This is a genomic window from Streptomyces panacea (assembly GCF_040560175.1).
Classification (GTDB): domain Bacteria; phylum Actinomycetota; class Actinomycetes; order Streptomycetales; family Streptomycetaceae; genus Streptomyces; species Streptomyces panacea.
This window is the reverse complement of record NZ_JARJHW010000131.1, coordinates 1-20696: the sequence shown is the minus strand read 5'-3', so window position 1 is coordinate 20696 and position 20696 is coordinate 1. Positions and strand designations below refer to the sequence as shown.

The following is a 20696-nucleotide window of genomic DNA, read 5'->3' as shown; positions in this document are numbered from 1 at the left end:
GACACCGATGGCGGAATCGGTCGTTCCCCCGGGAAATCGGCACACTTGCCGACGCTAGCGCCGGCGCGCTAGCTTGTTGGTGTGGCGAAGACCCAGCTGAACGTACGCGTGGACGAGACCACCGCGGAAGCCGCCCGGCGGCAGGCGGGGCGGCGCGGGCTGAGCGTGAACCGCTACATCGAGGAGCTCGTCAAGCAGGACGTGGGCGAGGTCGGGAAGACCTTCGTCGAGTCCGCCGCCGACTTCATGAAGCAGTACGAGTCCGTGTTCACGGAGGAGTTCGGCGCGGACGCCACGCCCACGACCGCGACCACCGGCATCGACCACAGCACGGGGCGCGAGGGTACGCGCTGAAGCCCGACACCGGTCCCGAGACCGGTCCTGGTCCGGCCGGGCCGCCCGGCTGCGTCGCGTGCGGTGGGACGGTCGCCCCGGACGGCCACTGCTGGGACTGCGGCGAACCGCAGCCCGCCTACCGCTCCCACCTCGAAACCACCCTCGGCACCGTCGCCGCGGGCGTCAGTGACCGCGGCAAGCGGCGCGGCCTCAACGCGGACGCGATGGCGCTCACCGGGACGGGCGACTGGACGATCGGCGTCGTCTGCGACGGGGTGTCCATGTCGCCCCGCGCGGAGCGGGCCGCACAGGTCGCGGCCGCCGTCGCCGCGGCCCGCATCGAGGAGGGCCTGCGGGCCGGGGCACTGCCGGAGACCGTCCTGGAGGACGCCGCCGCCCGCGCGGGCCGCGCCGTCAGCGCGCTGGCCTCTTCCGTGAGCCAGGCCCCGGCATGTACGTACGTCGCCGGCATCGCCGGCCCCGAGGGCGTCTGGTGCGCCTGGATCGGTGACAGCCGCGCGTACTGGCTGCCCGACGAGGGCACGTGCGTGGCGCTGACCGAGGACGACTCGGGCCGACACGACGCCCTGACCGCGTGGTTGGGCGCCGACGCGGGCGAACCGGCCGCGCGGACCCGGAGTTACCGGCCGCCGGGGCCCGGCCGACTGCTGCTGTGCACGGACGGACTGACGCGCCACCTGTCCGGCGCCGACGCGCCGCGCGCCGTACTCGCCCGCAACCGGCGTTCAACACCCGCCGAACGCGACCTCCTTGAGGATGCGCGGGCGCTGATCGGGTACGCCATGGACGCGGGCGGGCAGGACAACATCACCGCACTGCTCATCCACACCGACCGGCCGCGTCGGGGATACTGATCATCGGGAACTCCCCACGCCGACCTCCTACCGAGACAGCTGCCCTCCATGGAAAACGCCGATTCCCCCGATCCGCCGTCACGCGCCGACCCGACGTTGCGGATCGATCTCTCCTGGCTGCTGATGGTCGCGGAGCACAAGATGCCCGGCGATCCCCAAGTCACCGACTGGGGCGCGCTGGTGGCCGCCGTCAGCCGGCACGAGGCGGAGATATTCGGCACCCCCGTCTACACCGACCCGTACAGCCGCGCGGCGGCCCTCCTCCAGAGCCTCCTCCACGTGCCCGCGCTGGAGCGGTCCAACGCGATGTACGCCTCGGCCGTCGCGTACGGCTATCTCGTCGCGAGCGGCCTGAAGGTCGTCACCTCGCCCGAGCGGGTCAGGGACCTGGCCAGGCTGGTCAAGGACGGCAGGGCGGACGTACGCCTCATCGCCGAGGAACTGCGCGACTGGAGTCTCTGACGGCGCCCGCCGTCACCGCCCGCCGTCACCGCCCGTCAGACCAGGTCCGCCCTCGGCCGGTACGCCACGCCCAGCACACACGGCGAGGTCGGCGTCCGCGGCCCGGGATCCGGCACCCTCAGCGAGCGGTACGCGCCGAGCTCGAAGCCCGCCTCGCGGATCGCGGCCAGGGTGTCCCGCGCCGTGTGGCAGCCGCCCATGAGCCTCGGCCACACCGTCCGGTCCAGGACCCGCTGCACCCGCGCCAGACCGCGCTCCGCCGCCAACCCGTGCTCGAAGAAGCGCAGCTCGCCGCCGGGGCGCAGGACGCGGCGGATCTCGGCGAGCGCCTTCGGTACGTCTCGTACTGTGCACAGCACCAGTGAGGCCACGGCCGCGTCGAAACCCTCGTCCTCGACGGGCAGCGCCTCCGCCGTACCGTTCCGCACATCCACCGAGGTCCGGGCCCGCATCGCCGCCCCCACCGCCAGCTGCCGCAGGGTGCGCTCCGGTTCGACGGCCACGACCTCGGAGACCGTCGCCGGGTAGTGCCCGAAGTTCAGCCCGTTGCCCGCGCCGATCTCCACGACCCGGCCCGACAGACCGGTCAGCAGCTCCGCGCGGTGGGCCGCGATGCCGCCCCTGGTGTCGGCGGCGACGCTGATCCGCGCGTAGAAGCGCGCGAAGACAGGATGGTGCACGGAGTCTTCGGGGGCCTTGCGGTAGCGCAGATGCATTTCGCGGATCTCCTCCGGCCGTACAGGGCGTCACCACGATTCTTCCCCGTACGGCTCCGCTCAGCAGCTCACGGAACGGAACTCGTTACCGTTCGGCCCACAGGGCACCCGGCACGGCACCCCGCGCGGCACCCCACAGACCCGGCCCGGCGGCACCCGCCGTGAACCGCGCCGCGTCCCAGCCCCCGCCCAGCGCGGGAGCCAGCCAGTCGCCCGCACGCGCACGGAACAGCGCCGGGGCCAGCGCGCCCGAGCCGTCCGGTACGGCCCCGAGCAGCGGGGCACCCGCCACACCCGGCAGGTCGGCCAGATTGCAGCGCGCCGCCAGATCCGGCACGGCGGGCCAGCTGCCGATCACCACCCCCAGCGCTTCGATCCCGCGGGTGAGCAGCGCCTCGGCCGTCAGCGCTGTCGCGTTGAGCGTGCCGAGCCCGGCGGGCGCCACCACCAGCACCGGGGCGGCGAGCAGCCGCGCGGCGTCCGCGAGCGTGCCGCCCTCGTGGTCGAAACGCACCAGCAGGCCGCCCGCACCCTCGACCAGCACCAGGTCGTACTCGGTCGCCAGCTTCGCGGCCGTCTCCGCGATCTCCTCGGGCCGCACGGGCGTCGCACCGGCTCGCCGGGCCGCTGTCGCGGGCGCCAACGGCTCCGGATAACGGGCCAGTTCGACCGTCGTGACGCCGCCCGCCAGACGGATCACCTCATCCACGTCGCCCGACTCGCCGGGCGCGACACCGGTCTGCGCGGGCTTCAGCACCGCGACCGTACGGCCCCGGGACAGCGCCACCGCGGCGACGGCCGACGTGACGACCGTCTTGCCGATCTCCGTCCCCGTCCCGGAGACGATCAGTACACCCATCTCAGCCCTCCCGCGCCGCCGCCGCCACCGCGCGGCAGATCCGGGCCAGGTCGTCGTCGTCCGTCACGTACGGCGGCATCGTGTAGACGAGGTCGCGGAACGGCCGCAGCCACACCCCTTCGCGTACCGCCGCGCGTGTCGCCGCGGCCATGTCGACCTCCCGGTCCAGCTGTACGACGCCGATCGCGCCGAGGACGCGCACGTACTTCACCCCGGGCAGTGACGCCGTGTCGGCGAGGCCGTCACGCAGCCCCGCCCCGATCCGTTTGACCTCGCCCCGCCAGTCCTGGGCCAGCAGCAGGTCGATCGAGGCGCACGCCACGGCCGACGCCAGTGGATTGCCCATGAAGGTGGGGCCGTGGGCGAGGACGGGCACCTCGCCGCGCGAGATACCCGTCGCCACCGCCGATGTGCACAGGGTCGCCGCCATCGTGAGATAGCCGCCGGTCAGCGCCTTGCCCACACACATCACATCGGGAGAGACGCCCGCGTGCTCCGCCGCGAAGAGAGCGCCGGTGCGGCCGAAGCCCGTCGCGATCTCGTCGAGGATCAGCAGTACGCCGTACTCGTCACAGGCCTCGCGCAGCACCCGCACGTACTCGGGGGAGTGGAAGCGCATGCCGCCCGCGCCCTGCACCACCGGCTCCACGATCACGGCGGCCAGTTCGTCGGCATGACGGGCGACGAGGGCGCGCAGATGGTCCGCGTACGTCTCGTCGTACGCCTCGAAGCCGGCCGGCGGCGCGTCCGCGAAGATCTGGCGCGGCAGCACCCCCGACCAGAGCCCGTGCATACCGCCCTCGGGGTCGCACACCGACATGGGCTGCCAGGTGTCCCCGTGGTAGCCGCCGCGCCAGGTCAGCAGCCGCTGCTTGGCCGGGCGGCCCAGCGAACGCCAGTACTGGAGGCACATCTTGACGGCGACCTCCACCGACACCGAACCGGAGTCGGCGAGGAAGACGTGCTGGAGCGGTTCGGGGGTGATCTCCACGAGCCGGGCCGCCAGCCGGACGGCCGGCTCATGGGTGAGCCCGCCGAACATCACATGGCTCATCCGGGCGAGCTGGTCGTGCGCCGCCTCGTTGAGGACCGGGTGGTTGTAGCCGTGGACCGCCGACCACCAGGACGACATGCCGTCGACCAACTCACGCTGCCCGTGCGCCGGTTCGGCGAGCCGGAGCCGTACACCGGAGGCGGACTCCACCACCAGCGGGTCCGTGCGGCCGGGCATCGGGCCGTACGGATGCCAGACATGCGCCCGGTCCAGCGCGAGCAGCTCGCCCGGACCGAGCGAGCCCCGCGGCGGGGTGTCAGGCATTGGGCGCCAGATCCGTACCGGCACCGCGCCGCCGGACGGTCACCAGGTCGGTACGTACGGACGCCGCTTCCGCCGGGGCCGGCTCGGCCACCGGCTCGGCGCCGTCCGCCGGGGAACCGCACGCGCTCGCGCAGCCGCCGCCCCGGTGTCCGGGCAGCGTCGTCGTGTCCGCGCCCTCCACCTCGAACCCGGCGTCCGCGATCATGTCCAGGTCCGCCTTGCCCTCCTGGCCCTCACTGGTGAGGTAGTCGCCGAGGAAGATCGAGTTGACCAGGTGCAGCGCGAGCGGCTGCATCGTCCGCAGGTGCACCTCACGCCCGCCCGCCAGCCTGACCTCCACGTCGGGGCAGACGAACCGCACCATCGCCAGGATGCGCAGCGCCCGCTGCGGAGTCAGGTTCCACTCCTCGGCCAGCGGTGTGCCCTCGAAGGGGATGAGGAAGTTGACCGGCACCGAGTCGGGGTCCAGCTCGCGCAGCGCGAAGACCACGTCCACCAGGTCGGCGTCGCTCTCGCCCATGCCCGCGATCAGCCCGGAACAGGCCGACAGGCCCGCGCCCTGCGCGTGCCGCACCGTCTCCACCCGGTCCGCGTAGGTGTGGGTGGTGGTGATGTCGCCGTACGTGGACTCGGAGGTGTTGAGGTTGTGGTTGTACGCGTCGGCGCCCGCCGCCTTCAGCCGCTCCGCCTGACCGTCCGAGAGCAGCCCGAGACAGGCGCACACCTCGACGTCCGCGTTCTGTTCCTTGATCGCGCCGATGGTCTGCGAGACGCGGTCGACGTCCCGGTCCGTCGGTCCCCGGCCGCTCGCGACCAGACAGACCCGCTTCGCGCCGCCGGCCACTCCGGCCGCGGCGGCCTTGGACGCCTCGTCGGGCTTCAGCCAGGTGTACTTGAGGATCTCGGCCTTGGACCCGAGCCGCTGCGAGCAGTACGAGCAGTCCTCGGGGCAGAGCCCGGACTTCAGGTTGACCAGGTAGTTGAGCTTGACCCGCCGCCCGAACCACTGGCGGCGCACCTTCCCGGCCGCGGCCACCACTTCGAGCAGTTCGTCGTCGGAGGTCGTCAGCACGGCGAGCGCTTCTTCGCGCGACGGCAGCTCGCGCCGAAGGCCCTTCTCCACCAGTGTGTTCAGCAGGTCCATGGCGCCGATCCTGGCCTACGGCGGGCCTCCGGGCCAAGGATGAAACCCACAAGACAGGTGCATTCAGGTGTGTGTATGACCACACCTTGAGCCCGCCCGTCGGCGGTTAGGGTCTGTGGGCTGCCTACAAAAGGACCCGAGCCGTGCCAACCGAGCCGCCCGTGCCGAGCACGCCGTCCCCTTCGACGCCGCCGGACCCGTTCGGCTGGATCGACGACGAGGCGCTCCGGCGCGAACGGTCCGGTCTCGTCCGTACGCTACGGCCCCGCCCCGCCGACTCCGCGCTGCTGGATCTCGCCGGCAACGACTATCTGGGGCTCACGCACCACCCGGTGACGACGGACGCGGCGGCCGACGCGGCGCGCCGCTGGGGCGCGGGCGCCACCGGCTCGCGCCTGGTCACCGGAAGCACCGCCCTGCACGCCGAACTGGAGCGTGAGCTGGCCGACTTCTGCGGTTTCGAGGCCGCTCTCGTCCTGTCGTCCGGGTACGCCGCGAACCTCGCCGCCCTCACCGCGCTGACCGCGCGCGGCTCGCTCGTCGTGTCGGACGCGGCCAACCACGCCTCCATCGTGGACGGTTGCCGGCTCTCGCGCGCCGAGACCGTGGTCGTACCCCACGCGGACCCGGAGGCCGTGGACAAGGCGCTCGGAGCGCACGGGGGTGTGCGGGCCCTGGCCGTCAGCGACTCGGTGTTCTCGGTGGACGGCGACGCGGCGCCGCTCGCGCGGCTGGGCGAGGTGTGCCGTACGCGGGGCGCCGCCCTGCTCGTGGACGACGCGCACGGTCTCGGGGTGCTCGGCGACGGCGGCCGGGGCGCCGTACACGCGGCGGGTCTGGCCGGCGACCCGGGTACGGTCGCCACGGTCACGCTCTCCAAGTCGCTGGGCAGCCAGGGCGGCGCGGTCCTCGGGCCGGCCCGGGTCATCGACCAACTCGTCAACACGGCACGGTCGTTCATCTTCGACACCGGCCTCGCCCCGGCCGCCGCCGGTGCCGCGCTCGCGAGCCTGCGGCTGCTGCGCGGGGACCCGTCGCTGGCGGTACGGGCACGGGCGGTGGCGCTCGCGCTGCACCGCGGGCTGACCGGGGCGGGGCTGACCGCCGTACGCCCGGACGCGGCTGTCGTCTCCGTCCGGGCGCCGTCCCCGGGGGCGGCCGTGCGGTGGGCCGCCGACTGCCGGGCGGCGGGTCTGGTGGTGGGCTGCTTCCGGCCGCCGTCGGTGCCGGACGGGATCTCCCGGATCAGGCTCACGGCCCGCGCGGACCTGACCGGCGTTCAGGTCGAGGCGGCGCTGGCGACGATCGTCGCGACCGCGCCCGCCGGGGCCGTGACACCGGCCGCCTGAGCACGCGCGGACCTCCCCGCGGACGGGGCCGCGAACAGGGCCGCCGACTTCCCCGCGGACGGCCCGCGGACTTCCCCGCGCGCGCCGTCGCCTGTCGGTCGCCGGGGCCGGAAACTTGAGTCCGCTCAAATACGGTCTCGCGTAGCAGGGTTCACCGCTTAGAGCGACAGAGGGGGCCATATCCCGGCGGATCGCCCGTGCGTCGGGTGTCGTTGGTGGCAGTGTGGCGCGAAGCGCAATCCGGGGACGTACTCGCGGGCATCAGCCATAGGTCGGTCTGCGTCCCGGTGGGAAAGGGACAGCGTCGCCATGGCAGACCATCAGGAAGCATCCGTCACCCTGCCGAGCGATCCGGCCTCGGTACCGGAGGCACGCAGATACGTCGCCCGTGTTCTCGCCGAATGGGGCCTGCCGGGTGACGCGGACACCGCCGAAACGGTTCGCCTGATCATCTCGGAGCTCGCGACCAACGCCGTACAGCACACGTTCGGCAGGTCGCCGACCTTCACGGTCGACCTCACCCTGGAGCGCGACGAGCGACTGCGCCTCGGAGTCACCGACAGCCACCCGCGGTGGCCGCAGCGGCTCCCGGCCGCCGTCCAGCAGGACAACGGCCGCGGCATGGTCATCATCCGGGCGCTGACCGCCGAGTACGGCGGCGGACTGTCCGTCACACCCACCGCGGACGGCGGCAAGACGGTCTGGATCACCCTGCCCTGGACGGCCCGGACCCAGGACGACCAGGCCCGGGGCTGAGCGGCCCGGGGCCGACGGGGCGTCAGCCGACCCGGCCGTACCAGACGCTCCGTGACCAGATGCGCTGGAGCCGCACCACCTGGCCGCTCTTCGGCGAATGCCACATCTTGCCGCCGCCGGCGTAGATCCCGACGTGGTAGACGCTGTTCCCGGAGTGGAAGAACACCAGGTCGCCCTGTTCGCGGCTGGAGGCCGCGATGTGCCGCGTCCGGTTGTACTGCTCCTGAGCGGTACGCGGGAGCGCCTTGCCGGCCTTCTTGTACGAGAAGAGCGTCAGACCCGAACAGTCGAACCGGTGTGGACCCGACGCCCCGTACATGTACGGCGCGCCCTTCTTGGAGGCGGCCACATCCAGCGCCCTGGTGGCGACGGGCTGGGCGTGGGCCTCCGACACGGCGCCGGGCGCCAGCATCGTGCCGCCCACGGCGGCGAGGAGGGCCGATGCGGTACCGGCCCGGGAGAGCAGCGACGGGACATGCGTCTGCGCGGACATGCGGAACCCTTCGTCAGCCGCCTGTGAAGGATGACCTGTCGGGTTCGGACTGGCGAAGACGCCCGGCCGCGTGAGCGGCTTCACCCCGAGGAGCGGTCCATGGTCGGACCGCCCCGAACTGCTCGGGTCCTCCACTCCTGCCGATCCACTCGTGTCGACCAGTCATCCGGAGCGGCGGCAGGACTCGGCGTCCACCCGGACCGCCCCGCCGAGGTGGCGGGGGCTTGTCGTCACACGGATCTTGACGCGGCCTCAGCGCGATTCCGCGTTGAAACGACCTTGTGTGACTCTCATCACGTATGACCCATTGGGGTTGGTATGGCCGATTCGGTGAACGGCTCATCCGACCGCTCACGCGCTGTACCTGCGACGCAGCGAGACGTTACGGCCGGACGGCCGATCGCCCGTCGCAAGTTGCCGGCCCGGCCGCTTCGGGCGGGTCGATACGCCGAACGGGCAGCCAAATGCCCTACGGGCGCGTCGGAACGGGCGTGTCCGCGCGGGACGGCGGGTCGCCGGTCCGTATCGCGTCGCGCCGCCGTGTCGGTGTCATGTCACCTCAAGTCGCCGGTCCGGGCGGCATGGTGACGCGTCCGGCCCTGCGCTCCCCGTCGAGCATCCGGAGCGTACGGTCCAGGGTCGGTGTGTGCAGCTCCGTCTCGCCCCGCGCGTGCATCAGCGTCAGCGCGTCGCGCAGTTCGGCCGCTCGGGCCACCAGGGCCTGTGCGGCCCGCAGTGCGCCGTACGTGTCGTCGGCGCGCGACGGGTTGATCCGGCCCACCAGGTCGACGACCCGGAGGTAGCTGTCGACGAAGTCGCCCTCGGCGCGGGTCAGCGCGGGCAGCGGCGGCAGTTCCGGTGGCAGCATCGGGCGCTCACCCGGGGGAGTTGAAGCCGAGGGATGCCCTGCGGTCCCGCGCGACCTGGTCCACCAGGCCGTACTCCATGGCGCCCGTCGCGTCGAAGATGGTGTCCCGGTCGATGTCGGAGTCGACCCGCTCGGCGCTCTGACCGGTGTGCCGCACCAGCATCCGTGCCATCAGGGCCCGCAGCCGCAGCAACTCCTCGGCGTGGATGGCGAGATCGGACGGCTGGCCGCGCACGGGCTCCTCGATTCCCGGCTGCTGGAGGACGACGCGCGCGCCGGGCAGTGCCATCCGCTTGCCCGGCGCCCCCGAGGCCAGCAGGACGGCGGCGGTCGACACCGCCTGGCCGAGACAGGTGGTCGTCACGTCGCAGCCGACGACCTGCATCGTGTCGTAGATGGCGGACATGGCGCTCAGCGAGCCGCCGGGGGAGTTGATGTAGAGCGCGATGTCCTGGTCGGGCGCCGCGTATTCGAGATGCAGCAGCTGCGCGATCACGTCGTTCGCCGAGGTCTCGTCCAGGGCGGTGCCGAGGAAGACGATCCGTCCCTCGAACAGCTTGGAGTACGGGTCGAGGGAGCGGGTCCCGGTGGAGGTCCGCTCGGTGAACTCCGGCAGGACGTAACGGGCGGAAGGACGGTTCATGGTGTGCCTCTCCTCGCGTGCCGGACGCGGCTCAGTGCTCTGTCCGTAAAAAATGTACAGGACGTACAGGTCGTAAGCTGGTGGGCATGGCTTACGAAATTCCGGTGACGCAAGCGCGGGCGGAACTCGCCGACCTGATCAACCGGGTCGTCTACGGCGAGGAACGCGTGGTCGTGACGCGGCACGGCAAGCCGCTCGTCGCCCTGGTGTCGGCCGCTGACCTGGAACGACTGGAGAGTCTCAAGGCCGACGAGGCAACCGCCGCCGAGGAGCGCGTGATCGCCTCGGTGAGCGCGATCAGATCGGTGACGTCCGCTCCGGGCGAACGCGCGGACTTCGGCATCGTGGCCAAGCACGAGCCGCCGGAGAGGCGCTGAGCGTCCTCTTGGCTCGTCCTTGTGCGCCGGATCGTTCGTCATGATCGGCGGGCGCGCGGGGACGCTCTCCCAACTGCGGGGCGGGAAGGGCGCGTTGGCCGTGCCGGGGCGGGACGATCCACAGCGCGAAGGGCCCTACGCGGTATCGCGTAGGGCCGGTGGTGGTGGCATGGGCGGCGCCGTCGCCCTCGGCCTCCACTCGTCGCGCACCGGTGAGTGAAGGCGGGAGGTCAGGCGGCCCGGGCCGGCTGACTCGTACGGACCGGGGCGGCGGACGGCTCCGGCGTCCCGGGTGCCGCGCTCGTGCGGCGGGTTCCCACCAGTACCGCCGCGAGACCCAGGACGGCCCACACCGCGAGGGTCAGCGCGGGCGCCCCCGCCGCGTTCCCGTCGAAGAACGCGACCGAGCGGAGCAGTGAACCGCTCGCGCCCGGCGGCAGCAGCTGACCGATCATCCCGAACGGTTCCGGCAGGAGTTCGGGCGCGCTCGACACCCCGGAGAGGGGATTGCCGAGCAGCACCATCAGGAACGCGCCGAGGCCGATCCCGGCCTTGCCGACGAGCGAGGCGAGCCCCGCCACGGTCGCGCCGACGGCCAGTACGGCGAGGCCGAACGCCCCCGCCTCCGCCCACCAGTCACCGGCCAGGGCGTCCAGCCAGCTGTGGGCGAGGGCGGTGGCGGTGACGCCCGCCAGTGCCGCCGCGCCGAACAGCGCGCCCAGCGCGCGGACTCCACGCAGCGCCAGCAGGCTCACCAGCGCCCCGGTGGCGACGCCCCCCAGGGTCAGCGGGAACATGCTCGCGCCGAAGGCGCCGCCGCGCGGGTCCCCCGAGGGCGTCGCGACCACGTCGGTCACGGGCACCTCGGCGCCGGCCGGTGCCCGCGCGGTCACGGCTTCCCTGAGCAACTGGGCGACGACCGGGCCGGCCGCCGACGCCGTCAGCAGGTGCGGTCCTTCCGGGGTGGCGACCACGGCGCCGTAGACGTCCCGTTCCTCGATCGCCGCGCGGGCGGCGGCCTCGTCGTCGTACCGGTGCACCTCGAAGGCGTCCGGCCGGCGCTCGAAGCCCTGCTGGAGCGGTGCCGTCGCCGAGGCGGGCCCGGCGACGCCGACCGGCAGATCGTGCGGGGCCGTGCGGGCGGCGGGCCAGGCGAAGGCCGTGAGCGCCAGGGCGGCGATCACGGGGATCAGGAGCATGACGCCGATCATGCGACGGGTGGGAGTGGCGGACATCGTGTCCTCGTTTCGGTCCACGGGCGGTGGAGGGAGAGCCAGGGGGAGCCAGGGGGAGTTCTGGAGTCGATCGCAGGAGTCGATCGCAGCGTCGACTTAAAGAGAAGGATCGTTCGTTTTGCGGACGGGGCCACTGTCGCCGGGGAGTCCGGAAGTTGTCAAGAATGAATGTTCGTTTTAGATTGGCCGACATGGCCCGTGTCTCGCAGCAGCACCTGGACGCCCGCAGGCGCCAGATCCTCGACGGCGCCACGCGCTGTTTCACGCGCAACGGCTTCCACGCCACGTCGATGCAGGACGTGCTGCGCGAGGTCGACCTCTCGGCCGGTGCCGTCTACCGCTACTTCAGCGGCAAGGAGGAGCTGATCGGGGCCATCGTCACCGAGGTTCTCGACGCCATCAGGGGGGCGTTCGAGGAAGCGGCGCTCCAGAGCCCTCCCGAGCCGCCCGACGTGCTGATCGGTCAGGTGATGGGGCGGGTGCTGGCCGGGGAGGTCATCCCGGGCGCCGTCGGTCCCACCGAGATGTCCCGGCTGCTCGTCCAGGTGTGGACGGAGACCCTGCGCAACGAGTCGCTCGCGACGGTGCTGCGGAGCGGGTACGTGAAGGTGCACGCCGCCTGGGTCAAGGTCGTCGAGGCGTATCAGGCGGCGGGGCTGATGCGCGCCGACATCCCGGCGGAGCACGTCGCCCGCACGATGATCTCCGTCGCCCAGGGCTTCGCCGCCCAGCAGGCGCTGTTCGGAGAGGTCCCCGTCGAGGTCCTGCAGAACGGCCTGCGCGGGTTGATGTCCATGGGTGAGCAAAAGGCCGGTTAACCTGCCGGAAAAACTTCCGCCGTAACGTGCGATGCCTGGCTGTGAGCCCCCTGCCCGCGTTCAACCGAGTGTTGAATTCGACGTGGACGGCGACAGGCTCCAGGCCGGACCGGGCCGCGACAGTGAGGTGGAGACGTGCAGTTGACCCCGCACGAGCAGGAACGCCTGCTCATCCATGTGGCCGCCGACGTGGCGACCAAACGGCTGGCGCGCGGGCTGCGTCTCAACCACCCCGAGGCGGTGGCGCTGATCACCTCGCACCTTCTCGAAGGCGCCAGGGACGGCCGTACGGTCGCCGAACTCATGGCGTCCGGACGCAAGGTGCTCACCCGCGACGACGTCATGGAGGGCATCCCCGAGATGATCCACGACGTCCAGGTGGAAGCCACCTTCCCGGACGGCACCAAACTCGTCACCGTCCACGACCCGATCGTCTGACGGGGGAGCGCGCCGATGATTCCCGGAGAGATCCTGTACGCCGACGACGCCGTGCCCCTCAACGAGGGCCGCCCCGTCACCCGCCTCACCGTGCTCAACGCCGCCGACCGGCCCGTCCAGATCGGCTCCCACTACCACTTCGCCGAGACCAACCCCGGCCTGCGGTTCGACCGCGCGGCGGCGCGGGGCCTGCGACTGAACGTGGCCGCCGGTACGTCCGTACGGTTCGAACCCGGCATCCCCGTCGACGTCGAACTCGTCCCGCTCACCGGACGCCGCGTCGTGCCGGGCCTGCGCGGCGAGGTCGGAGGTCCCCTCGATGCCTGAGCTGAACAGAGCCGTCTACGCCGACCTCTTCGGCCCCACCACCGGCGACCGCGTCCGGCTCGCCGACACCGACCTCCTGGTCGAGATCGAGGAGGACCGCTCCGGCGGCCCCGGACTCGCCGGTGACGAGGCGGTGTTCGGCGGCGGCAAGGTGATCCGCGAGTCGATGGGCCAGTCCCGTACGACACGGGCCGAGGGCGCCCCGGACACCGTGATCACCGGCGCGGTGATCATCGACCACTGGGGCATCGTCAAGGCCGACATCGGTATCCGGGACGGCAGGATCACCGGCATCGGCAAGGCCGGCAACCCGGACACCATGGACGGGGTCCACCCCGACCTCGTCATCGGACCCGAGACCGAGATCATCGCGGGCAACGGCAAGATCCTCACCGCCGGAGCCGTCGACGCACACGTCCACTTCATCTCGCCGACCCTGATCGACCAGGCGCTCTCCTCCGGCATCACCACCCTCGTCGGCGGCGGCACGGGACCCGCCGAGGGCACGAAGGCCACCACCGCCACCCCCGGCCCCTGGCACCTGGCGCGGATGTTCGCGGCCCTGGAGTCGTCGCCCGTCAACATCGGACTGCTCGGCAAGGGCAACACCATGTCGCGCGAGGCCATGTACTCCCAACTGCGGGGCGGCGCCGTCGGGTTCAAGATCCATGAGGACTGGGGCGCGACCCCGGCCGTCATCGACGCCTGCCTCGGCGTCTGCGAGGAGACGGGCGTCCAGCTCGCCATCCACACCGACACCCTCAACGAGGCCGGATTCGTCGCCGACACCCTCGCCGCGGTCGCCGGGCGGACCCTGCACGCGTACCACTCGGAGGGCGCGGGAGGCGGCCACGCGCCCGACATCATCACGGTGGTGTCGGAGCCGTACGTCCTGCCCAGCTCGACCAACCCGACCCGGCCGCATACCGTCAACACCATCGACGAACACCTCGACATGCTGATGGTCTGCCACCATCTCAACCCGGCGGTCCCCGAGGACCTGGCCTTCGCCGAGTCCCGGATCCGGCCCACCACCATCGCGGCCGAGGACATCCTGCACGACCTCGGCGCGATCTCGATCATCTCCTCCGACTCGCAGGCCATGGGCCGCATCGGCGAGGTGATCCTGCGGACCTGGCAGACCGCGCACGTCATGAAGAAGCGCCGGGGCGCGCTGCCCGGCGACGGCCGGGCCGACAACCACCGGGTGCGCCGGTACGTCGCCAAGTACACCGTCAACCCCGCCGTGGCACAGGGCCTCAGCCACGAGATCGGCTCCGTCGAGACCGGGAAGCTCGCCGATCTCGTCCTGTGGGACCCGGCGTTCTTCGGTGTGAAGCCCCAACTGGTCATCAAGGGCGGCCAGATCGCGTACGCGCAGATGGGCGACGCCAACGCGTCCATCCCCACCCCGCAGCCCGTCATGCCCCGGCCCATGTTCGGCGCCACCGGCACGGCCCCGGCGGCCAACTCGTTCAACTTCGTCGCGCAGGCGGCGATCGAGGACGGGCTGCCCGAACGCCTCGGCCTCGGCAAACGGTTCGTGGCGATCGAGAACACCCGCTCCGTGGGCAAGGCCGACATGCGGCAGAACGACGCCCTGCCACGCGTCCAGGTCGACCCCGACACCTTCACCGTGACCATCGACGGCGATGCGGTCGAACCCGCGCCCGCCGCCGAACTTCCCCTGGCCCAGCGCTACTTCCTCTTCTGATGAGCCGCGCCGCGCTGCTCGTCCTCGCCGACGGACGGTTCCCGGCCGGTGGCCACGCCCACTCGGGCGGCGCCGAGCCGGCCGTCCGCGCGGGGCGGCTCACCGACGCCCGCGACCTGGCGTCGTTCTGCCGGGGCCGGCTGCACACCACCGGTCTCACCTCCGCCGCGCTCGCCGCGGCGGCCGTGCTCGGCCTCGACCCCCTCGCGCTCGACGAGGCCGCCGACGCCCGCACCCCCTCACCCGCCCTGCGCGCCACCGCGCGCAAGCTCGGCCGCCAGATGATGCGCGCCGCGCGCGCCACCTGGCCGAGCCCGGAACTCGCCGCCCTGGCGGCGGCCCGCCCGCGCGGCGCCCACCAGCCGATCGTCCTCGGCCTCGCCGCACGGTCGGCCGGGCTCGGGCCCGAGGACGCCGCGCACTGCGTCCTGTACGAGACGGTCAGCGGCCCGGCCACCGCCGCCGTACGCCTGCTGAGCCTGGACCCCTTCGACGCGACCGCCGTCCTGGCCCGGCTCGCGCCCGACATCGACGAGACCGCGCGCCACGCGGTGGCCACCGCGCACCGCGCCGTACGGAAGGGGCCCGGCACACTGCCCGCCGCGTCGGCGCCGCTGCTCGACATCACCGCCGAGGCGCACGCCGCCTGGGCGGTGCGCCTCTTCGCCTCGTAACCGTCATCAAGCCGCGCCGCACGACCCCGAAGGAGCCGCACCGTGCACCTCGACCACGCCGACCCGTACACCGACCCGTATCAGGACCCGCACAGCCACGGCGCCGGGGCCGTCCGCCCCGACGGCTCCCGGCGCGCCCTGCGCATCGGCCTCGGCGGGCCCGTCGGCTCCGGCAAGACCGCGACCGTGGCGGCCCTCTGCCGAGCGCTGCGCGACCAGTTGTCGATCGCCGTCGTCACCAACGACATCTACACGCGTGAGGACGCGGCGTTCCTGCTGCGCAACGCCGTGCTGCCCGCCGAGCGGATCCAGGCCGTCGAGACCGGCGCCTGCCCGCACACCGCGATCCGCGACGACATCTCCGCCAACCTCGAAGCAGTCGAGGACCTGGAGGACTCCGTCGGACCGCTCGACCTGATCCTTGTCGAGTCCGGCGGCGACAATCTCACCGCCACCTTCTCCAAGGGCCTCGTCGACGCGCAGATCTTCGTCATCGACGTCGCCGGCGGTGACGACATCCCCCGCAAGGGCGGCCCCGGCGTCACCACCTCGGACCTGCTGGTGATCAACAAGACCGACCTCGCGCCGTACGTCGGCTCCGACCTCGGGCGCATGGCCTCCGACGCCAAGGAGCAGCGCGGCGAACTGCCCGTCCTGTTCACCTCGCTCACCGGCCCGGACGGAGTGGCCCCGGTGGCCGAGTGGGTGCGCGCGCGGTTCACCGCCTGGACCGCATGAGCGTCCACGCCACCGCCCGGATCACCGCCGCGCCCGACGGGCGCGGCGGCACGGCCCTGCCCCGGCTGGAGAGCGACGGCCCGCTGGCGCTGCGCCGTACCCGCGCGGACGCCCCCGCGCGGGCCGGCACAGGGGCCACAGCCGCTATCGCCACCGCCACCGCCGCCCACGCCCGCGTCACCGTCGTCGGCGCGATGAGCGCGCCGCTCGGCGGCGACCGGCTCGCCCTCGAAGCGGAGGTACGGGACGGGGCCGCGCTCACCGTGGACGCGGCCGCCGCCATGATCGCCCTGCCCGGCCGCCGCACCGGCGACGAGCCCGCCGACCACGCGGGCTACGACCTGCGCCTGACCGTCGGCGAGGGCGCCGTACTGCACTGGCTGCCCGAGCAGCTCATCTCCGTCACCGGCAGCGACCTGCGGGCCCGCACCCGCGTCGAACTCGCCCCCACCGCCCGGCTGGTGCTGCGCGAGGAACAGATCCTCGGCCGTCACGACGAACCGCCGGGCACCCTCACCACCCGGCTCACCGTGCACCGCGCCGGCCGCCCGCTGCTCGACCAGCAACTCGCGTTCGGCCCCGGCGCGCCCGGTGGCTGGGACGGCGGAGCGGTCATCGGGGGACACCGGGCCCTCGGCCAACTCCTCGTGGTGGCACCGGAGTTCGACGAGAAACCGGTCACCCCTCGGCTGCTCGGCGACACCGTCGTGCTCACCCCGCTGGCCGGCCCCGGAGCGCTGGTGACCGCGCTCGCCCCGGACGCCAGGGCGCTCCGCCGGATCCTGGACGACGCCCTGGCGGACCTGTACCGCTGAGCGGAACAGGACTCACCGGCTATCGGTTCGGCAAAGAATCTGTGGTTTGGCCTGTTCTCAACTGGCTCACAGACGAAAGGATCCCCTCGGTAACCCTACGAACAGCGCCGCACTGTGCGGCGCACCACACAGGGGGAGGTACCACTTGAGACGCACAGCAGTGCTCGGCTCGGCCGGCACTCTGCTCGCGGGCACGCTCATAGCGACCACGCTCGCCGCCTCGTCGGCGAGCGCCGACGGTCGCGCCGGCGGTGGCTCGACCGAGCGGAGCAACGAACAGAGGACCCGGAACGCCCAGGCGGCCGGTGCCGAGGTCGCGGCCGAGCGGGCCGCGAGGAAGGGCATCGACTGGGCGGACTGCCCGGCCGACTGGGCCCTGGAGAAGCCGATCCAGTGCGGCTACGTGACCGTCCCGCTCGACTACGCCCGTCCGGACGGCAAGCAGATCAAGATCGCCGTCGACCGGATCGGCAACACGGGCACCACGGGCGAGCGTCAGGGCTCCCTCGTCTACAACCCCGGTGGCCCCGGCGGTTCCGGCATGGCGTTCCCGCGCCGCGTCGTGACCAAGAACGCCATCTGGGCGGATGCCGCGAAGGCGTACGACTTCGTCGGCTTCGACCCGCGCGGAGTCGGGCGCTCGACGCCCATCTCGTGTATCGACCCGCAGGAGTTCGTCAAGGCTCCCAAGGCCGACCCCGTCCCCGACAGCGAGGCCGACAAGCGCGCCCAGCGCAAGCTCGCCGCCGAGTACGCGGACGGTTGCGAGGAGCGCAGCGGCTGGATGCTGCCGCACATGACGACGCCCAACACCGCGCGTGACCTGGACGTCCTGCGGGCCGCGCTCGGCGACGAGAAGCTCAACTTCGTGGGTGTCTCCTACGGCACCTACCTGGGCGCCGTGTACGGCACGCTCTTCCCGTCCCATGTGCGACGCATGGTACTGGACAGCGTGGTCAACCCGTCAAAGGAGAAGATCTGGTACCAGGCCAACCTGGACCAGGACGTCGCCTTCGAGAAGCGCTTCGACGACTGGAAGAAGTGGGTCGCCGAGAACGACGCGGCGTTCCACATCGGCGACACCGTCGCCAAGGTCGAGCGGCAGTGGGACAAGCTCCGCGCCACCGCCAAGAAGGACCCGATCGGCGGCGTCGTGGGACCGGCCGAACTCATCGGTCTGTTCCAGAGCGCTCCGTACTACGACTCCAGCTGGGTGCCGGTCGCCGACACCTGGAGCAAGTACCTCGCCGGAGACACCCAGGCGCTCGTCGACGCCGCCGCGCCCGATCTGTCGGACACGGTGGGCAACGCGCGCGCGGAGAACAGCAACGCGGTCTACACCGCCGTCGAGTGCGCCGACGCCAAGTGGCCCACGAGCTGGCGTACCTGGGACCGGGACAACACCCGGCTCCACCGCGACCACCCGTTCCTCACCTGGGCCAACGCCTGGATGAACCTGCCCTGCGCCACCTGGGGCGTGGAACAGCAGACACCGGTCGAGGTCGGAACGGGCCGGGGCCTGCCGCCCGTACTGATCGCGCAGTCCACGCGCGACGCCGCCACCCCGTACGGGGGCGCCGTCGAACTGCACAAGCGCTTCAAGGGCTCACGCCTGATCACCGAGCGGGACGCCGGTTCGCACGGCATCACCAATGTGGCGAACCCGTGCGTCAACGACCGGGTCGAGTCGTATCTGCTCAGCGGTGAGCTGGACCGCCGCGACGTGACGTGCGCACCGCACGCCACACCCAAGCCGTAAGAGCCTGTCCGGTCGAAGATCACCCGGCAGACGCTGAGGCACGGGAAGCACCGGTGACGGGGGAGGGGGCGGCGGCCGGAGACGGCCGCCGCCCCCTCCCTCACCGCCGCGCCGGCCGGGCGTCCTCGGCCGCGTGGCCGGACAGGGCCGACGGGCCGTCAGCGTCGCAGCCGCGGGAACTTCCTCGGCGGTGCCTGCGCGGCCTCCTCGGCCTTCACCTCGGCGGCGTACCGGTCCACGTACTCCTGCCCGGACAGCCCGAGGATCGCGTACATGATCTCGTCGGTGACCGCGCGGACCGCCGCCTTCTGGTTCTCCAGTCCCGCGTAGCGTGAGAAGTCCAGCGGTTCACCGAAGCGGATCGCGACCCGCCTGATGTTCGGGATCTTCTGACCGGGCGGCTGGATCTCGAACGTCCCCACCATCGCGCAGGGCACCACCGGGACGCCCGCCCTGATGGCCATCACCGCGACCCCGACCTTGCCCTTGTAGAGCCGCCCGTCGTGCGAGCGCGTGCCCTCCGGGTAGATCCCCAGCAACTCGCCCTTGTCGAGCACCCCGAGCCCTTCCCGGATCGCCGCCCGGCCGGCCTCCTTGCCGGACCGGTCGACCGGGATCTGGCCGACGCCGCGGAAGAACGAGGCGGTGAGGCGTCCCTTGACGCCGGGCCCGGTGAAGTACTCGGCCTTCGCGAGGAACGTGATCCGCCGCCGGATGATCGCGGGCATCAGGAAGTGGTCGGAGAAGGAGAGGTGATTGCCCGCGACGATCGCGGCGCCGTCCGCCGGAACATGTTCGAGCCCCTCGATCCGGGGCCGGAAGAGCAACCGCAGCACGGGCCCCAACAGCACGTACTTCAGTACGTAGTAGAACACGGCGTTTCTCCCACTCTGCCGGACCGGCTGCCTCGCTGTCCGCCTGATCACAACACACAGGGGAGAGTCCAGTCGATCCGTGCGCCCGGTCGGCGTCCCGGCCCGACGCCGATCCCACCGCCTCCGGTGGCGGTGGCGGCACCGCGCCGCGATCAGCCGCGGGTCTGGGTGGGCTCCACGATCAGCTGGGAGATCGCGGAGATGACCTCGCCGGCACGCGCCGTCAGATAGAAGTGGTCGCCCGGGAAGACGCGCAGGGTGTACTCGGCCGAGGTGTGGTCGCGCCAGCTGCCGACCTCGTCCAGCGTGGCCAACGGGTCGGCGTCGCCCACGAAGGTGTGGATCGGGCACGCGACGCGTGGAGTGCCGGGCGGCCGGTAGGTCTCGATGGCCCGGTAGTCGGCCCGCAGCGCCGGCATGATCAGCCGCTGGGTGTCGGGGTCCTCGAAGAGGGTCGCGTCGGTTCCGCTGAGCGACTGGACGTTGGCGATGATCGCCGCGTCGCCCTGGAGGTGGAGGGTCTCGGGACGGAACCGGGACGGCGCGCGCCGTCCCGAGAGGATGATCCCGACCGGGGACTGGTTCAACTCCCGTTCCATCAGCCGGGCCACCTCGAACGCGACGGCGGCCCCCATGCTGTGACCGAAAAGCCACGTCCGGTCCAGACCCTCCGTCGGAAGCTCACGGAAGACCGAGGCGGCGAGCGACTCGACGTTGCTGATGGCCGGTTCCGCGTAACGGTCCTGGCGCCCCGGGTACTGGATGGCGAGGACTTCGACCTTCCCGGCCAGCGCCCGGGAGACGGGGAAGTAGTAGCTCGCCGCGCCGCCCGCGTGCGGGAAACAGATCATCCTGGGGGATGTCCGGTCCGCCGGATGAAATTCTCGAATCCAATTGGAGGCGTTATTGCTCGATATGGCGGTCATCAATCAAAGTCCTTGGATCGATCCGGCAGAAGCCTCTGCGTCAGGTTTCGTTCATCTTTCAGCGTTCACGTGCGTCCGGGCACGTGGCGACCCCTCATGACCCCTATCGGACCCCACCCGCTTCGCGGGTTCGTCCTGTCCGGAATGGCGACTCCCCGTCGCGAAGGCGGACTTCCGCGGC

General features: G+C 72.1%; 25 protein-coding genes and 1 riboswitch. Of the genes, 15 read left to right on the top strand and 10 right to left on the bottom strand.

Annotated elements, in window-relative coordinates:
* Positions 1-81 precede the first annotated feature (81 nt).
* The 3 genes from P3L51_RS25760 to P3L51_RS25750 all read left to right on the top strand — a co-directional run bounded on the left by P3L51_RS25760 (position 82) and on the right by P3L51_RS25750 (position 1673).
* A complete protein-coding gene (locus tag P3L51_RS25760; protein ID WP_354607670.1) occupies positions 82-354 on the top strand; it encodes a toxin-antitoxin system HicB family antitoxin in 273 nt (90 codons plus the stop codon).
* A 206-nt stretch (positions 355-560) separates the two neighbouring features.
* Complete coding sequence (locus P3L51_RS25755; protein WP_494338547.1) at positions 561-1211, top strand: PP2C family protein-serine/threonine phosphatase; 651 nt, start codon at positions 561-563, stop codon at positions 1209-1211.
* Between the two features lie 48 nt (positions 1212-1259).
* Positions 1260-1673 carry a fic family toxin-antitoxin system, toxin component gene (locus tag P3L51_RS25750; RefSeq protein ID WP_354607669.1) on the top strand — a complete coding sequence of 138 codons (414 nt, stop codon included), beginning with the start codon at positions 1260-1262 and terminating at the stop codon, positions 1671-1673.
* Between the two features lie 35 nt (positions 1674-1708).
* On the opposite strand, the gene P3L51_RS25745 is transcribed toward P3L51_RS25750, so the two are convergent.
* The 4 genes from P3L51_RS25745 to bioB form a co-directional block, all read right to left on the bottom strand.
* Entirely contained in the window at positions 1709-2389 is a 681-nt protein-coding gene (locus tag P3L51_RS25745; protein ID WP_354607668.1) for a class I SAM-dependent methyltransferase, read from the bottom strand.
* An 85-nt stretch (positions 2390-2474) separates the two neighbouring features.
* On the bottom strand, positions 2475-3248 hold the full coding sequence (gene bioD / locus P3L51_RS25740) for a dethiobiotin synthase (RefSeq protein ID WP_354607667.1): 774 nt from the start codon (positions 3246-3248) through the stop codon (positions 2475-2477).
* Position 3249: 1 nt separating this feature from the next.
* Positions 3250-4566, bottom strand: a complete 1317-nt coding sequence (locus P3L51_RS25735) for an adenosylmethionine--8-amino-7-oxononanoate transaminase (protein ID WP_354607666.1) — start codon at positions 4564-4566, stop codon at positions 3250-3252.
* Positions 4559-5710, bottom strand: a complete 1152-nt coding sequence (bioB, locus tag P3L51_RS25730) for a biotin synthase BioB (RefSeq protein WP_354607665.1) — start codon at positions 5708-5710, stop codon at positions 4559-4561. The genes P3L51_RS25735 and bioB overlap by 8 nt, the downstream gene beginning before the upstream one ends.
* Before the next feature lie 143 nt (positions 5711-5853).
* Between bioB and P3L51_RS25725 the strand changes: the two genes are divergently transcribed.
* Positions 5854-7059 (top strand): 8-amino-7-oxononanoate synthase, encoded by a 1206-nt coding sequence (locus P3L51_RS25725; protein ID WP_354607664.1) that lies wholly within the window; start codon positions 5854-5856, stop codon positions 7057-7059.
* Positions 7060-7368: 309 nt separating this feature from the next.
* The gene (locus tag P3L51_RS25720) at positions 7369-7815 is read left to right on the top strand and encodes an ATP-binding protein (protein WP_354607663.1); all 447 of its coding nucleotides are present in this window, start codon (positions 7369-7371) and stop codon (positions 7813-7815) included.
* Positions 7816-7837: 22 nt separating this feature from the next.
* On the opposite strand, the gene P3L51_RS25715 is transcribed toward P3L51_RS25720, so the two are convergent.
* The 3 genes from P3L51_RS25715 to P3L51_RS25705 form a co-directional block, all read right to left on the bottom strand.
* Complete coding sequence (locus tag P3L51_RS25715; RefSeq protein WP_354607662.1) at positions 7838-8308, bottom strand: C40 family peptidase; 471 nt, start codon at positions 8306-8308, stop codon at positions 7838-7840.
* A 3-nt stretch (positions 8309-8311) separates the two neighbouring features.
* Positions 8312-8478, bottom strand: a riboswitch (cyclic di-AMP (ydaO/yuaA leader).
* 389 nt (positions 8479-8867) lie between these two features.
* Positions 8868-9176, bottom strand: coding sequence for a hypothetical protein (locus tag P3L51_RS25710; RefSeq protein ID WP_354607661.1), 309 nt, complete (start codon positions 9174-9176; stop codon positions 8868-8870).
* A 7-nt stretch (positions 9177-9183) separates the two neighbouring features.
* A complete protein-coding gene (locus P3L51_RS25705) occupies positions 9184-9819 on the bottom strand; it encodes an ATP-dependent Clp protease proteolytic subunit (protein WP_354607660.1) in 636 nt (211 codons plus the stop codon).
* Positions 9820-9905: 86 nt separating this feature from the next.
* Here P3L51_RS25705 and P3L51_RS25700 point away from each other — a divergent pair, with 86 nt between their 5' ends.
* Complete coding sequence (locus P3L51_RS25700; RefSeq protein ID WP_354607659.1) at positions 9906-10196, top strand: type II toxin-antitoxin system Phd/YefM family antitoxin; 291 nt, start codon at positions 9906-9908, stop codon at positions 10194-10196.
* A 40-nt stretch (positions 10197-10236) separates the two neighbouring features.
* Positions 10237-10416, top strand: coding sequence for a hypothetical protein (locus tag P3L51_RS25695; protein ID WP_354607658.1), 180 nt, complete (start codon positions 10237-10239; stop codon positions 10414-10416).
* Positions 10417-10426: 10 nt separating this feature from the next.
* On the opposite strand, the gene P3L51_RS25690 is transcribed toward P3L51_RS25695, so the two are convergent.
* Positions 10427-11431 carry an ABC transporter permease gene (locus P3L51_RS25690; protein ID WP_354607657.1) on the bottom strand — a complete coding sequence of 335 codons (1005 nt, stop codon included), beginning with the start codon at positions 11429-11431 and terminating at the stop codon, positions 10427-10429.
* Positions 11432-11622: 191 nt separating this feature from the next.
* Between P3L51_RS25690 and P3L51_RS25685 the strand changes: the two genes are divergently transcribed.
* From P3L51_RS25685 to P3L51_RS25650, 8 genes are all read left to right on the top strand, one after another.
* Positions 11623-12249: a TetR/AcrR family transcriptional regulator gene (locus P3L51_RS25685; protein ID WP_354607656.1), complete on the top strand. Its 627-nt coding sequence runs from the start codon at positions 11623-11625 to the stop codon at positions 12247-12249.
* 135 nt (positions 12250-12384) lie between these two features.
* A complete protein-coding gene (locus tag P3L51_RS25680; protein ID WP_354607655.1) occupies positions 12385-12687 on the top strand; it encodes an urease subunit gamma in 303 nt (100 codons plus the stop codon).
* Between the two features lie 15 nt (positions 12688-12702).
* Positions 12703-13014, top strand: coding sequence for an urease subunit beta (locus tag P3L51_RS25675; RefSeq protein WP_354607654.1), 312 nt, complete (start codon positions 12703-12705; stop codon positions 13012-13014).
* Positions 13007-14728, top strand: a complete 1722-nt coding sequence (locus tag P3L51_RS25670) for an urease subunit alpha (protein WP_354607653.1) — start codon at positions 13007-13009, stop codon at positions 14726-14728. The genes P3L51_RS25675 and P3L51_RS25670 overlap by 8 nt, the downstream gene beginning before the upstream one ends.
* Positions 14728-15402 carry an urease accessory protein UreF gene (locus P3L51_RS25665; RefSeq protein WP_354607652.1) on the top strand — a complete coding sequence of 225 codons (675 nt, stop codon included), beginning with the start codon at positions 14728-14730 and terminating at the stop codon, positions 15400-15402. Before P3L51_RS25670 ends, P3L51_RS25665 begins: the two co-directional genes overlap by 1 nt.
* Positions 15403-15444: 42 nt before the next feature.
* Positions 15445-16140, top strand: coding sequence for an urease accessory protein UreG (gene ureG, locus P3L51_RS25660; protein ID WP_354607651.1), 696 nt, complete (start codon positions 15445-15447; stop codon positions 16138-16140).
* The gene (locus tag P3L51_RS25655) at positions 16137-16955 is read left to right on the top strand and encodes an urease accessory protein UreD (protein ID WP_354607650.1); all 819 of its coding nucleotides are present in this window, start codon (positions 16137-16139) and stop codon (positions 16953-16955) included. The genes ureG and P3L51_RS25655 overlap by 4 nt, the downstream gene beginning before the upstream one ends.
* A gap of 145 nt (positions 16956-17100) precedes the next feature.
* Positions 17101-18714 (top strand): alpha/beta hydrolase, encoded by a 1614-nt coding sequence (locus tag P3L51_RS25650; protein WP_354607649.1) that lies wholly within the window; start codon positions 17101-17103, stop codon positions 18712-18714.
* A 158-nt stretch (positions 18715-18872) separates the two neighbouring features.
* On the opposite strand, the gene P3L51_RS25645 is transcribed toward P3L51_RS25650, so the two are convergent.
* Together P3L51_RS25645 and P3L51_RS25640 are read right to left on the bottom strand one after the other, a co-directional pair.
* Positions 18873-19589, bottom strand: a complete 717-nt coding sequence (locus P3L51_RS25645; RefSeq protein WP_354607648.1) for a lysophospholipid acyltransferase family protein — start codon at positions 19587-19589, stop codon at positions 18873-18875.
* 152 nt (positions 19590-19741) lie between these two features.
* The gene (locus tag P3L51_RS25640) at positions 19742-20440 is read right to left on the bottom strand and encodes a thioesterase II family protein (RefSeq protein WP_354607647.1); all 699 of its coding nucleotides are present in this window, start codon (positions 20438-20440) and stop codon (positions 19742-19744) included.
* Positions 20441-20696 lie beyond the last annotated feature (256 nt).

Coding starts and splice junctions, on each gene's coding strand:
- P3L51_RS25755 (WP_494338547.1), top strand. CDS start 561: ATGGCGCTCACCGGGACGGGCGACTGGACGATCGGCGTCGTCTGCGAC.
- P3L51_RS25750 (WP_354607669.1), top strand. CDS start 1,260: ATGGAAAACGCCGATTCCCCCGATCCGCCGTCACGCGCCGACCCGACG.
- P3L51_RS25745 (WP_354607668.1), bottom strand. CDS start 2,389: ATGCATCTGCGCTACCGCAAGGCCCCCGAAGACTCCGTGCACCATCCT.
- bioD (WP_354607667.1), bottom strand. CDS start 3,248: ATGGGTGTACTGATCGTCTCCGGGACGGGGACGGAGATCGGCAAGACG.
- P3L51_RS25735 (WP_354607666.1), bottom strand. CDS start 4,566: ATGCCTGACACCCCGCCGCGGGGCTCGCTCGGTCCGGGCGAGCTGCTC.
- bioB (WP_354607665.1), bottom strand. CDS start 5,710: ATGGACCTGCTGAACACACTGGTGGAGAAGGGCCTTCGGCGCGAGCTG.
- P3L51_RS25720 (WP_354607663.1), top strand. CDS start 7,369: ATGGCAGACCATCAGGAAGCATCCGTCACCCTGCCGAGCGATCCGGCC.
- P3L51_RS25715 (WP_354607662.1), bottom strand. CDS start 8,308: ATGTCCGCGCAGACGCATGTCCCGTCGCTGCTCTCCCGGGCCGGTACC.
- P3L51_RS25710 (WP_354607661.1), bottom strand. CDS start 9,176: ATGCTGCCACCGGAACTGCCGCCGCTGCCCGCGCTGACCCGCGCCGAG.
- P3L51_RS25705 (WP_354607660.1), bottom strand. CDS start 9,819: ATGAACCGTCCTTCCGCCCGTTACGTCCTGCCGGAGTTCACCGAGCGG.
- P3L51_RS25700 (WP_354607659.1), top strand. CDS start 9,906: ATGGCTTACGAAATTCCGGTGACGCAAGCGCGGGCGGAACTCGCCGAC.
- P3L51_RS25695 (WP_354607658.1), top strand. CDS start 10,237: ATGATCGGCGGGCGCGCGGGGACGCTCTCCCAACTGCGGGGCGGGAAG.
- P3L51_RS25690 (WP_354607657.1), bottom strand. CDS start 11,431: ATGTCCGCCACTCCCACCCGTCGCATGATCGGCGTCATGCTCCTGATC.
- P3L51_RS25685 (WP_354607656.1), top strand. CDS start 11,623: ATGGCCCGTGTCTCGCAGCAGCACCTGGACGCCCGCAGGCGCCAGATC.
- P3L51_RS25675 (WP_354607654.1), top strand. CDS start 12,703: ATGATTCCCGGAGAGATCCTGTACGCCGACGACGCCGTGCCCCTCAAC.
- P3L51_RS25670 (WP_354607653.1), top strand. CDS start 13,007: ATGCCTGAGCTGAACAGAGCCGTCTACGCCGACCTCTTCGGCCCCACC.
- P3L51_RS25665 (WP_354607652.1), top strand. CDS start 14,728: ATGAGCCGCGCCGCGCTGCTCGTCCTCGCCGACGGACGGTTCCCGGCC.
- P3L51_RS25655 (WP_354607650.1), top strand. CDS start 16,137: ATGAGCGTCCACGCCACCGCCCGGATCACCGCCGCGCCCGACGGGCGC.
- P3L51_RS25640 (WP_354607647.1), bottom strand. CDS start 20,440: ATGATCTGTTTCCCGCACGCGGGCGGCGCGGCGAGCTACTACTTCCCC.